At 73.0% G+C, this 12,515-nt stretch carries 9 protein-coding genes and 1 pseudogene; 2 read left to right on the forward strand and 8 right to left on the reverse strand.

From position 1 onward, the window contains the following. Window positions 1-127 precede the first annotated feature (127 nt). Window positions 128-1,561, reverse strand: coding sequence for a hypothetical protein (locus OV079_RS33320; protein ID WP_267773270.1), 1,434 nt, complete (start codon window positions 1,559-1,561; stop codon window positions 128-130). A 480-nt stretch (window positions 1,562-2,041) separates the two neighbouring features. On the opposite strand from OV079_RS33320, the gene OV079_RS33325 reads away from it, so the two are divergent. Then, window positions 2,042-2,971: a helix-turn-helix domain-containing protein gene (locus OV079_RS33325; protein WP_267773271.1), complete on the forward strand. Its 930-nt coding sequence runs from the start codon at window positions 2,042-2,044 to the stop codon at window positions 2,969-2,971. A gap of 120 nt (window positions 2,972-3,091) precedes the next feature. Here the strand turns inward: OV079_RS33325 and OV079_RS33330 are convergent, their stop codons facing one another. The 7 genes and pseudogenes from OV079_RS33330 to add all read right to left on the reverse strand — a co-directional run bounded on the left by OV079_RS33330 (window position 3,092) and on the right by add (window position 10,700). Beyond that, window positions 3,092-4,072 (reverse strand): WD40/YVTN/BNR-like repeat-containing protein, encoded by a 981-nt coding sequence (locus OV079_RS33330; protein ID WP_267773272.1) that lies wholly within the window; start codon window positions 4,070-4,072, stop codon window positions 3,092-3,094. A gap of 65 nt (window positions 4,073-4,137) precedes the next feature. Continuing rightward, the gene (locus tag OV079_RS33335; RefSeq protein ID WP_267773274.1) at window positions 4,138-4,779 is read right to left on the reverse strand and encodes a lysoplasmalogenase; all 642 of its coding nucleotides are present in this window, start codon (window positions 4,777-4,779) and stop codon (window positions 4,138-4,140) included. Between the two features lie 384 nt (window positions 4,780-5,163). Next, on the reverse strand, window positions 5,164-7,677 hold the full coding sequence (locus OV079_RS33340) for a hypothetical protein (protein WP_267773275.1): 2,514 nt from the start codon (window positions 7,675-7,677) through the stop codon (window positions 5,164-5,166). Between the two features lie 564 nt (window positions 7,678-8,241). Beyond that, the gene (locus OV079_RS33345) at window positions 8,242-8,811 is read right to left on the reverse strand and encodes a hypothetical protein (RefSeq protein ID WP_267773276.1); all 570 of its coding nucleotides are present in this window, start codon (window positions 8,809-8,811) and stop codon (window positions 8,242-8,244) included. Continuing rightward, complete coding sequence (locus OV079_RS33350; RefSeq protein ID WP_267773277.1) at window positions 8,808-9,176, reverse strand: STAS domain-containing protein; 369 nt, start codon at window positions 9,174-9,176, stop codon at window positions 8,808-8,810. The genes OV079_RS33345 and OV079_RS33350 overlap by 4 nt, the downstream gene beginning before the upstream one ends. After that, complete coding sequence (locus OV079_RS33355) at window positions 9,101-9,445, reverse strand: hypothetical protein (protein WP_267773278.1); 345 nt, start codon at window positions 9,443-9,445, stop codon at window positions 9,101-9,103. Before OV079_RS33355 ends, OV079_RS33350 begins: the two co-directional genes overlap by 76 nt. 171 nt (window positions 9,446-9,616) lie before the next feature. Beyond that, a pseudogene (gene add / locus OV079_RS59015) lies at window positions 9,617-10,700 on the reverse strand (adenosine deaminase). An 88-nt stretch (window positions 10,701-10,788) separates the two neighbouring features. Between add and OV079_RS33365 the strand changes: the two are divergent. Next, window positions 10,789-12,408 (forward strand): hypothetical protein, encoded by a 1,620-nt coding sequence (locus OV079_RS33365; RefSeq protein ID WP_267773279.1) that lies wholly within the window; start codon window positions 10,789-10,791, stop codon window positions 12,406-12,408. The last annotated feature ends 107 nt before the right edge of the window (window positions 12,409-12,515 follow it).

Consider the following 12,515-nt stretch of genomic DNA (forward strand, 5'->3'; position numbering starts at 1 on the left):
GTCATGTCCTTTTGAGCATGCTCGATCGGCCATGCTCACAAGGACATGCCTTTGAGAACATGTCTCTGTGTTTTATCAGCGCTCGCGGCCTCGTACCCCTCGACGCAGCGGGGCCCGCCGCGTCGCCTCACGGCTGCCCGCGCTCGCAGGCCAGGAGCGCCTCGTAGCGGGCCCAGGCCGGGCCGCCGCGCGCCTTGAGGCGCCCCGCGAGCGTGCGGACGCGGAACGCCCGCAGCAGCCGCTCGAGCCGCGCGCTGCGGGCCAGCAGCTCGGCGACCTCGGCCTGCGCCGCGGCGACCTCGTCCTGCGCCGCGCGGAACGCCGCGAACAGGGCGCTGTCGGCCAGCAGCGCCTCGATCTGCGGCCGGTGAGCCGCCAGCGTCGGCGCGAAGTCCGGGTGCCACGGATCGTCGAGCACGGGGAAGCGCGCGAGCAGCTCGGCCCCCGCCGCGCGATAGGCGTCGTCCTCGCGCCCGCTGGCCGCGTCGAGCCGCTCGTACGCGGCCGACGTGTCCTTCAGGACATGCTCCAGGGCGGCCGCGACCTCGTCCTCCCGGGTGAAGCCGAGCGCCGCCGAGAGCCCTGCGATCACCGCGTCCTCCTCCGGCAGCGCGACGGGCCGCGACTTGCCGCGGGCCGGCGCGGCCGCGTCCAGCCACCGCTCCGAGGTGGTCGTGGGCACGTCGATCCCCAGCCCGGCGATCCGCGCCCGCGCGTGCGCCTCGAGCGGCGAGATCGCCCCGTCGCCGTCGAGGTCGAGCGGCACTGGCTCGCCGCCGCGATCGCGCCCGCGCAGCGCATTCAAAAAGTGCAGCGCGTAGCCCTCCTGGGCCGCGCGGTCGGGGTTGGGATCGCAGCCGGAGGCCTCGCGCTCGGCCGTCGCCGCGAACAGGCCGCAGCGGCTCGTCGGCGCCGGCCCTGCCGCCTGCTCCCCGCGCACGAACACCAGCTCGGAGAAGGCGCCCGAGAAGCAGCTCGTCGCCACCACCTGCACCGGGCGCTCGGCCGCGTCGAGCACCTCCGCGAGCTCGCCGACGCGCAGCGAAGTCTGGCCCCACAGGCTCAGCCCGCCGTCGCGCGGCGGCTCGCCGCGCTCGCCGTGACCCGCGAGGTACAGCCGCAGCAGCGGCCCCGCCTGCGCGACGGCCTGCTTCACCGCCGCGAGCGCGTTGCTGCGGGTCGCCGCGGCGATCGGCGTCGACTGCGTCGGCCGGTAGGTCGCCGCCCGCCCGCCGCGCGGCGCGAACAGCTCGGCGAGCGTCGTCAGCAGCGGATCGCCGCGCGCCTCGTCGTCCTCGACCTGCACCCCGTGACTGCCGGGTCCGCCGGCGAACAGCAGCGCGCCACCTGTCCCGAAGACCTCCTGCGCCAGCAGCAGGTCCTGCTCGATCGACACCTGGTTGAATTCGGGCGTCGCCCCGCCGCCGATCGCCAGCCAGCGGAGCGGCTCCGGCAGCCGCTCCGGCAGCCCCGGGCGCAGCGGCCCGACCGCGAGCGGAGGCCGCGGCGCCGTGCCTCCGGGACTCGCGGCGCTCGCCTGTATCTTCGCGCCGTCACCCACGCTCGAGCTCGCCCCGGACTTCGCAAGCTCCGCGATCCCGCTCGCCTCGATCCCCGCGCTCGTCCTCGACCCCGCGCCGCCGCTCGCCTCACCCGCGCTCGCTGCGACGCCACCGCTCGCCACACTCCCCGCTGCGACGCCGCCGCTCGCCCCACTCGGGCTCGCCACGACGTCGGCGCTCGCCTCACTCGCCGAGCTCGCCCTCGTCGCCGCGCCGCCGCTCGTCTCGCGTGCGACGCTCGCGTCCGTCGCTCGCGTCGCATCACCCGCGCTCGGCGTCGTGCAGGCGGACCCGGCGAGCACGACTGCGGCCACCCACTCGCTGGTTCGCGCTGCCCGGCTCACGTCCCGGCGACGATACGACCTCCGGGGCCCCGCGAAAGCCGGCGACCGGGCGCCCGGCGCCTCGCGACGCATTCTTCATCTTCCTCCGCGATCCGTGCTTGACTCTCCCGTTACGGGAGGCTCCACGGTGTCGCCATGGTGAACGAGCGAATCACGATCGGCGCGCTCGCGCGTCGGTCGGGCGTGCCGGTCAAGACGCTGCGCTTCTACTCCGACGAGGGGCTCTTGCCGCCCGTCGGCCGGACGTCCAGCGGCTACCGCGTCTACGCCGAGGACGCGGTCGTGCGGCTCGATCTGATCCGCACCCTGCGCGAGGCCGGGCTGGGGATCGCCGCGATCAAGGCGATCTTCGCCCGCGACATGACCCTGGCCGAGGCCCTGCGCCTGCGGCTCAGCGCCATCGAGACTCACATCGTCTCGCTGCAGCACATCGCCGCGGCCCTGCGCGCCGCGCTTCGCTCCGAGCCGAACCAAGCCGACATCAGGAGGTTGTGTACCGTGACCCGACTTACCACCGAAGAACGCAAGGCAGTCATCGAGCGCTTCTACGAGCGCGTCTCCGAGGGCGTGCCGATCGACGACACCTGGAAGCGCCAGATGATGCAGGCGAGCGCGCCGACGCTGCCGGAGGTGCCGACGCCGGAGCAGCTCGACGCGTGGATCGAGCTGGCGGAGATCGTCCAGGACGAGACCTTTATTAAAAAGATGCGCGACGCTGCGGCCGAGACCTGGACCTCCGGCTTCGACCTCGCCGCCCACCAGCGCGTCAGCCAGGAGGCCAACGCCGCCGCGCGCGAGCTCATCGACCGCGGCGTCGCTCCGACCGACGCGGCCGCCCGCCCCGTGGTGGAGCGCATGGCCGCCGGCCTCGCCGCTGCCATGAGCAAGCCCGACACGCCCGCCTGGCGCGCCACGCTGCACGAGAAGAGCCAGGGCCACGACCCCCGCGCCAGCCGCTACTGGGAGCTCGTCGCCATCCTCAAGGGCCAGCCGCCCCAGGGCGGGCAAAACGAGGAGTGGCACTGGCTCAACGCCGCCGTCGCGCATCACCTCGCGCCGACGTGACCTGTCGGACATGTCTTGAAGGACATGTCCTTAAAGTTGGATTGCCGCGCGCGCACGAGCGGCGGCCCGCCGACCTCGAGCGCTCTGCCGGGATGCCTGACAAAAAGGCATCGCGCGCGCTCAGGAGCACCCGAGCTCGTGCAGCACCGCGCGCACGATGAGGCCCTCCGCGCCGACGGCGAACGCCCGCGTGCGCGTGCCCTCGACCCCGTGCAGCGCGAGCTTCGGGTCCGCCGACAGCGGCATGAAGCCGCCGAAAACCGTCGACGGCCGGTGCAGCACCAGGCCCCGTTCGCCGACCCACCAGGCCCCGTCGCGGGACATGTCGAGGATCGTCTCCGAGATGCTTGCGGTCGCGCCATGCCACCGCCGGTCGGACACCACGAACACCGCGTGCACGGTGTCGCTCACGAGGAACGGCTCAGGCTCCGGCGCGGAGGTGAGGTCGTACCGATCGACCGCGACCGCCTGCAGATCGATCAGCCGCCCGAGCTCGATCCGCTGCCACGTCCGCCCGCCATCGACGCTGCTCAGGACCTGGCTGTTCTCCCCGGCCGCCAGCCACGCCCCGTCGCGCCCGGCGACCCCGCGCAGGACCGAGGTCCCCTCCGGGACCTGTCCCATCGACCATGTACCGCCGGCGTCCTCGCTGCGCAGCGCCACTCCGTCGCCGACCGCGATCGCCACCGCCTCGTCCTCGGCCAGCGCGACCGCGTACAGCTCGGCCGTCGTCCCCGAGGCGACGGGCCGCCACGTCGCCCCGTCATCGGCGCTGCGCACGATCGTGCCCGCGGCGCCGACCGCCACCACCACGGACTCTTGCGGGCGCGACGCGACCGCGAACAGATCGGCCGTGACCCCGCTCGCCTGCAGGTCCCAGTCGTCCTCGGCGACCCGGCGCACGATCGTGCCGCCGTCGCCCACCGCGACCGCGCCCTCGCCTTCGCCCGCCACGATCCCCCGCAGCGTCACCGCGACGGGGCTGGCTTCAAAGGACAATTCGACCTCGTTGTTGGGCGAGCACTCGCCCTCACAGCCGAACTCGAGCGCCGCCAGCGACGCTCCCAGCGCGATCCGACACCACCTCTGCGCCGAACTCATACGCGCCCCAGGATGGCACGACCCGCGCCACAGTCGAGCCCGCGACGCGTGGCTCCACGAGCTCCTCACTCCTCGCGCGCCACCGACGATGCGATCAGCACCTGCGCCACCCAGTAGAGCACCATCAGCAGCAGCTCGACGCCGAGCGACCAGGCGATGAAGCGGTTGACCGCGATCAGCGTGTCGCTCAGCGCGAACGCGATCGCCCCGGCCAGCCCGGCCCACGCGCGGCCCTCCTCGCCTGGCCGTTCGCCGACCTGGGCCGCGGCGCGCCACATCATCGCGCAGATCACGATCACGTAGGCCAGCACCGGCCCGCGCAGCTCGCCGAGGTTCGGCGCCAGCCAGCCGTACACCGACCAGCCGAACACCGCGATCGGCGCCAGCCGCAACAGGTGCAGCGCCCGCGTGCGGCCGACGAAGGCCGCCACGTAGGCCACGTGCGCCAGCAGGAACGCCGCCAGGCCGGCGATGAACAGGTCGAGCGCCTCTGCCAGCAGCACGTCGCCGAGCACCGAGAGCACGAGGCCGAGGCGGAGCCGTCGAGCATCCGCCCCGCGCAGCGGCCACAACCACGCCAGCACGCACAGCACCGGGATCGGCTTGAGCACCAGGCCCGCGAGCTTCCACTCGGCGATCAGCGCGACGAAGAACAGCACCGCGGCGACGAGCCCGGTGCGCAACAACTGGGTCGACCGGCGAGACACGAGCCCGAGGATCGCCGAGCCCGCGCCCGCGCGCGAGCCCCAAAGTGCAGCGCGCGAATACGCCCTCTGTCCGAACGGACATCCGCCGGGCGCGCCGACCGAAGCTGCGATCACTGTCCGCATGGACAGCCCGCCGGCTGCGGCGACCTGTCCGAACGAACAGCCGGGCGACGCCGGCCGGTGAAAGGCCCGGGCCCCAGGGCAGGCCGGCTCGCCGGGCCCGCTCGACCTGTCCGAACGGTCAGGCGGGCGACGCCGACCGCGAGACAGACCGGGCCCGGCTCGCCGGGCCCGCTCGACCGGTCTGCAGGAACAGCCGAACGCGCTGAGCGGGCCGCTGCGGCGTCCACAGCCCGCTCGCAAGAACCTGCCTGAAGGGACAGGTCAGTTCGGCGCCGGTCCGAGGTGGAGCGAGAACTTCGTGCGCAGCGAGCGGGCGTCGGGACCGGCCGCCTCGGGCTCCTTGTCGAACGCCACCTCGCCGCGGACCGCGGTGAGGCGCAGCATCAGCCGATCGATCGGCGAGCCCGCGATCGGCAGCGGCGGGAACGTCGGGGCGATCGCCGAGCCCTGCAGCGGGTCGGCCGCGCCTTCGGGGCGGAGCGTGAACTCCGGCGTGCCGTGGGCGTTGAGCGGCGCGAAGCCGAAGTACTGCAGCCCGAGCTGCGCCAGCCCCTCCGGCCACTGCGTCGCCGCCGGGTCGCCGCGGAGCAAGATCTCCGCCGAGCGCAGCGCCGACTTGCTCGCGGTGTTCGCCTGCCCCTGCAGCATCCACAGCAGCGCCGTCCACATGGGTGCGCCGACGGCCGTGCGGGTCTGCACCACGAATTGCGGGTCGGTCGCGGCCCCGACTTTCGGCAGGCGGCCGTCGAGCAGGTCGTCGATCACGCGGGTGACCGTCGCGCGGTCGAGGCCGACCACGATCGCCGAGCCGGTCTGCACGTAGTGGATCCCGAACGCCTCCGCGATCGCCTTGTCGGGCAGCAGCGGCGCGCCCGGATTGACGCCGATGCGCACGATCGGCAGGTCGCGGTGGCGGGCCACCGGGTCCCACGCCACCATGCCCGGCGCGACCGACTCCAACGTCGTCTTGATCGCCGCCAGCGTCGCCACCAGCATCGTCGGGTTCTTGACCTCGGCGATCGCGTAGCCCGGGAACTTGCCGATCTGCCGCCACAGCTCGAGGTCCTCGAACTGGTTGCGCTCGCGCTTCGGCGGCAGCTGGGCCGTGTCGTCCCACTGCGACAGCAGCCCGACCAGGCCGGCGCGGTCGTCGAGGCCGAGCATCACCCAGTCGCCGAGCCAGCCGAGCCCGACATCGCCCTTGCCGGTGAGCGTGCGCATCAGCTGGTCCATGTCGCGGCGCAGCTGGCTGTCCTGGCCCACCGCCCACACCGCCTGCAGCCCGCGGTCGCTCGCGGTCACCGTCACCCGCGACTTGCCGACCACGCTCTCGATCTGGCTGTAGTCGGTCGCCGAGATCAGCGGCAGCACCCGCACGTCGACGTCGGCGATCGCCCCCTCGGCCTCGTCGCGCACGTCGAGGCGGATCGCCACCGGGTCGATGAATTGCCGCCAGTAGTTCTGGTAGCCGAGGGCGAAGTTGTCGTACGCGTTCCGCTCCGCCTCGCTGACCTTCTCGACCGCCGGCAGGTCGACGAGCGGTGTCAGCGCCGCGGGCGAGCCCCAGCTCGAGCGCGCCGCCTCGCCCGGCGTGAACGCGATCGCCTCGCCGCCGACGTGCTTGAGCTCATCGGCCGCCAGCAGGCCGGCGGCGGTCAGCTCCTTGGTGTCCTTCGGGGCATGTCCGAACAGCCAGCCGTGGAGCAGCGCCGCGTAGCCGGGCACCAGCAGCTCGGCGAGCGCCTCCTGGCGGCGGGCGGCGAGGATCTTCTGCTGCGGGCCGACGACCGCGGCGATGAACTTGTCGCTGAGGAACGCCAGCGCCTGGTGGGTCCCGGGGTCGCGGGCCAGCATGTACTTCAGGTCAGGTTCGTCCGCCAGCCGGGGCGCCTGGCCCTGGGCCGCCGCGAGCACGCGGGCGAGCGCGCCGGGGCTGTTGGACACGAACGCGAGGTCGCCGACGCGGGCGCGGTGCTGGCGGACCTGGCCGTGCGGGTCGGCCGCGCGCTGGACGTCGACCCCGGCCAGCTTCACCGTGGTCGCCTCGATCCCCGCGACCTCGGCGCGGTAGCCGTCGAGCTGGCGGCTCAGCTCCGCGTCGAACACCTCCGGCTGCTTGAGCGCGAAGATCAGCGTCACGTCGGTGCCCTCGCGCAGGTACGGGTCGCTGCCGACGATCGCCACCTCGCCCACCACCGTGTGTCCGAACAGCTTCGCCAGGTCGCTGCGGCGCAGCCCGAGCTGGCGCTGGTATCGCGCCGTCAGGCCGCGGTCCTCCGGGTTTTGTTGCAAGATCTGCACGACCGGCGTGATCCACGTGTCCGCCTCGTCGAGCAGGCGCAGCAGGAGGCGCACGTCGTCGACGCGGGCGTACCAGAACTCCGCCGGCGTCGCCGCGGCCAGCGGCTCGGCCGTGCCGCCGCCGGGGTTCGGCAGCGCCGCCTGCATCGCCGCGAACGGGTGGGCCGCCAGCGGCGGCGGCTTGAGGTCGGCCAGCGCGACCGTGCGCGGACCTGTATCTCGGGACAGGCGCAGCCCGCGGTCGTGCTGCAGCGCCTCCTGCATCGACATCACGCCGGTGGTGGTGTCCATCAGCTGCGACAGGTCGGTGCGGGCCGGCCGGTCGCGCAGCAGGTCGGAGCCGGCGATCGCCTTGGCCCCCGGCTGCTTCTTGAGCCAGGTGGCGATCCGTCCGGCCGCGAACTGCTTCCACGGGTGCGGCTCGGTCCACGTGTCGCCGAGCACGTGGGCCAGCGCCTCGGCCCAGCGGGCCACCAGTCCGGCGTCGTCGGCCTGCTTCGCCGGACCGGCGCCGCCGAACGGCACCCGGACCCACTCGTTGCGCCCGTCTTGCCAGCGGCGGGCCAGCAGCGCCCGCGCACGGCCTCGGGCGCGGCCGCCGACTTCGGCCGGCGGACCAGCACGATCGCCTCGGTCGCACCTGTCCCGTTGGCCAGCACGCCGACGTGACCCGGGCCGGCGCCGTCGAGCTCGACGTGCAGGCGGTCCCAGTCGAGCGAGAGGTCGTCGCCGGTGACGGGCAGCCGGACCTCGACGTACTCGACCTCGCCCTCGACCCGGTACGCCGCGATCGCGCCCTTGAGCTCGGCGTGCTCGGCCGGCGCGAGGGTGCCGGTCCGCAGCGCCGGCAGCGGCTCGGTCGGCTCCTCGGCGCGGGCCGCCGGCGGCGCTTCGACCTGCTCCTTCGGACCTGTCTTTTCGAACTTCTCAGTCCCGCAGCCGGCGAGCGCCAGCGGGCAGCGAGGAGCGGGGCGAACCAGCGGGGGGCGAGGCGACGCACCATCCGCCGCACTGTACCAGGACGCCCGCCCCGTCACCTCACCAGGACACCCGGTAGAGGCACTTGTCGCCGCCCCTGGCCCGGCACTCGCTGGACTCGTGCGTGACCTGTACGCCGGGCTCGAAGCGGCCGGCGAAGCCGTGCACGAGGCCCATGTCGAAGCGGCAGGGGTACGGGTTGTCGCAGAGCATCAGCGCCTCGCGCTCGCCGACGCGCTCGTAGGTGTAGTGGCCGATGCCGTCGGTCATCTCACCGGTGGCGAGATCGAACATGACGACGCCGTCGCGGCCATGATTGAGGTGATAGGTCACGTCGAGCTTGGACAGGACCGTGTGGACGCCGTCGATGCCCGGCGGGAACGCGACCAGCGGCGGCACCTGCCGGCCGAACCGCTCGAGCCCGCGACCGCCGAGCACGTAGTCGACCTTCTGATAGGCGCGCAAGATGAGCTCCTGCGGGTACCACGCGTGCGGGTCAAGCTGGTCGACGCCGAGCGCGTCGAGCATCGCCTTCTGCAGCACCGCGAACGGCTTGAGGACGTCGATGAACACGCTGGTCGTCTGCCCGTACACCGTGATGTTCGGGGCCATCGGCACGTACTGGGTCACTGCGACCTCCGGGCCGCGACGCGGCCGAGGTGGGCGAAGCAGGCCTTGAGACCGTCCTTGAGCGTGGCCAGCGTCGGCGTGCCGCCCAGGTCGACGCCGAGCTCCGTCATGGCCGCGGCGAGCCGCGGGTTCAGCCCGGTGATGACGCAGAAGGTCCCGACCAATCGGGTGGTCGCGACCAAACGCAGGAAGTGCCCCGCGGTCGCGGTGTCGACCAGCTCGACGCCGGTGAGGTCGATGATGACGCAGCGCGCCCGCGCCTGCGTGACCCGCTCGAGCAGGTCGGCGATCATCTCGTCGGCGCGGCGCGAGTCGACCATGCCGACGATCGGCAGCGCCAGCACGTCGTCCCACAGCTCGACCACCGGCGTCGACATCGTCCGGATCGCCGCGCCTGCTCCTCGATGGTCGTCAGCTTGTCCTGCAGCTCGCGCCGCGACGCCTCGAGCTCGCAGATCGTGCCCCGGTGCTCGCGCACCGTGACGTCGAGCTGCAGCGCGAACAGGTTGATCGTCTCCTCGAGCGCGCCGAAGCGGTCCTGATGCGCGAGCGGCAGGAGGTCGGCCGCGGGGTCGAACTCGTCGAGGGAGATCGACGCGAGCAGGTCGTGGATCCGCTCGATCCGCGGGATCACGACCGAGACCGCCTCGGGCTCGGAGTCATGAGAGTCGTCGCTGATACGTCCTCCTGGCATCGCTGCCGGGCGCCGGAGAATAACCGAACCGTCGTTCCGCAGGACAGGCACGCGAATGCAGCGATCCGGCGGGCGCCCCGCCGGCTCGCGAACGCGATCGCGCAGCGCCGCCTACTCGCTCTCGCGGGCGTCGCCGAAGGGGTGAAGTTCGGCGAGCACGGCAGCTTGTTCGGCCAGCAGCCGCGCCTTGGCTTCAGGCGACATGAAGCTGTGCTCGACGCTGTTGCGCGCGAGCGCGGCGATCTGGGCCGCGTCCCACCCGAACGCGACGGCGCAGCGGCGGTACTCCTCGCCGAGCGAGGTCGCGAACATCGGCGGGTCGTCGCTGGCGAGCGAGACGTGCAGGCCCGCAGCCAGCAGCTGCGGAAGCGGGTGCTCGGCGAGACCTGGATAAAGACCGATCCCCAGGTTGCTGGTCGGGCACACCTCGAGCGGCACCCGGTGCTCGCGCAGGTGCTCGACCAGCGCCGGGTCGGCGAGGCACTGCACGCCGTGACCGATGCGGTCGGCGCCCAGCTCGCGCAGCGCGCTCCACACGCTCGACGGCCCGTCCATCTCGCCCGCGTGGGGCAGCGAACGCAGGCCCTCGGCGCGGGCCCTGGCGAACAGCGGGGCGTACGGCGCGGTCGGCCACTGCGGCGACTCCGGGCCGGCGAAGCCGAGGCCGATCACGCCGACCTCGCGGCCCTCGAGCGCCAGCGCCAGCGTCGGCGCGCCCTCGGCGAAGCGGTGGCGGACGATGTCGAACACCCACGCCAGCTCGACGCCGTGCTCGGCCCGGGCGCGCGCGGCCCTCGGCGAGGCCGGCCAGCAGCGTGTCGCCGGCGACGCCGCGGCCCACGTGAGTCATCGGCGTGAACGTGACCTCGGCGTGACGCACGTTGTCGGCCGCGAGCTTGCGCGCGAGGTCGACGGCGATCGCCGCGAAGTCCTCCTTGTCGGTGAGGCACGCCGAGATGGCGAGGTACATGCGCACGAACTCGCCGAAGTCCTTGAACACGTAGCTGCGGCGCAGGCCCTCCACGCCGCCCTCGTCGCCGGGGAGCGGCTTTTTGTGCTTGCGCGCGAGCGCGAGCGCCAGCTCCGGCTCGACCGAGCCCTCGAGGTGCAGGTGCAATTCGGCCTTCGGCAGGCGCTCGATGAGCCGGCGGCGCAGTGGGTCGAGGCCCTGGACCGGCGAGGACGCGGCGGACATGGGCGAACGCTAGCACGCGCTCGACAGCCCCCGCGACATCGCCTATTGCTCGGAGCAGACGATGCCTCGCGCCCACCCCTGGCTGTCCGTGTCCCTGGCCCTCGCGCTGCCGGGCTGCGGCGACGGCAGCGCCGCCGCGACGGACAGCGCCGCCGCGACCGGCAGCAGCGGCGGGATCGACCTCACCGCCGCGACCACCGGGCCCGCGCCGACCACCGGCGTACCCACCACGGGCGGCGAGACCGACACCGGCGGCCCGCCGGCGCCGACCTTCTGCGCCCAGATCGACGTCTCGCTGGTGCTGCACCCGAGCGCCAAGATCTACGGCGCGAACGAGCAGGACGCGCTCGTCGAGCACTTCGAGAACCTGGTCGAAGAGACAGGCGCCACCGTCCGGATCTTGCCCAACGTCGGCACCGAGTTCATGGCGACCACCGACTGCCTCACGGCCGCGGGCAACGCCGCCGACGACCCGATCCTCGTGTTCGGCGCGGGCGGCGAGGTCGCGCCCGGGGCGGTCGAGGCGCTGCGCTGCACGCTCGACCGCTTCAACGTCTACGTCAGCGACTTCGACGTCGGCAACTTCATGTTCTCCGGCCTGATGTTCCCGGTGCTCGAGCGGGACGACTGGCCGGCGCCCGGGGCCACGGGTCTGGCGATGCTGGTGGCCGCGACCGACGACAAGCAGGCCAACATGTACGCCCAGCCGGGCCAGGCCTCGGAGGCCTACTTGCGGCTGGTCGGCGACGGCGACCGCCGGCGCGTGTCGGCGTTCACCTACGGCGACGGCGCGCCCGAGCTCAACATGTTCTCGCTGGCGGTCAGCGACAAGAGCCGGCACTACGAGAAGTCCGAGACCGCGTACGTCGCGGCGCTGGCCGACTTCACCCCGCTGGCGGTCAAGACCTGCGAGGACTTCGACTACGAGGCGCCCGACCCGGAGATGCCGCCGACGGGCTGCAAGCGCATCGACCTGCTGTTCGCCATCGACGGCTCGGGCAGCATGGACGAGGAGCAGGACGCGCTGCGCGGCGCCAACGGCATGCCGCCGGTGCTGGCCGAGTTCACCGACGCGCTGCTGGAGGAGCTCACCGATGTCGAGGACTTCCACGTCGGCGTCGTCTCGAGCGAGCAGGGCTTCACGGCCATGCACACCCACCGCGACTTCCCGACCATGCCCGAGAGCCCCGAGACCGCCTGCGGCCTGCCCGAGGGGCAGCGCTGGCTGGTCGGCCCCTCGGACAGCTTCGCCGACGAGTTCGCCTGCGTCGCCGCCACCCGCAGCGGCACCGAGGAGATGACCTACTACAACCTCGCCGAGGCGCTGCACGACCCGGCCAACGCCGGCTTCCTGCGCGACGACTCGCTGCTGTTCATCGTCATCCTCACCGACGAGGACACCTACGACTTCGTCCTCTCCACCTCGGTCGCCATCCGCCAGCGGATCGTCGACGCCGTCGGCGGCGACCTCGACCGCCTGGTGGTGCTCGCCATCGCCGGCGGCCAGGGCGTGTTCGAGATGCCCGAGACCGTGTGCCAGGGCGTCTACGGCGACGCCGCCCCGGGCCGCCGCATCATCACGATCACCCGCGGCTTCCGCGAGCGCGGCCTGTTCCAGAACATCTGCCAGGGCGACCTCGCCGCCACCTTCAGCGGCGTGCTCGACGACGTCGTCTCGGCCTGCGCCCAGTTCAACCCCGAGCCCTGAGCGGGCGCGCGCGCCGACCCAAACGGAAAACCGCAGGACCGCCGATTCGGCGACCCCGCGGTCGTGGATTGAGACCCGGGCGGCGCGGGCGGAGCTTCACGCCCCGT

The sequence above is a fragment of the Nannocystis pusilla genome (assembly GCF_026626665.1).
GTDB lineage: Bacteria > Myxococcota_A > Polyangia > Nannocystales > Nannocystaceae > Nannocystis > Nannocystis pusilla.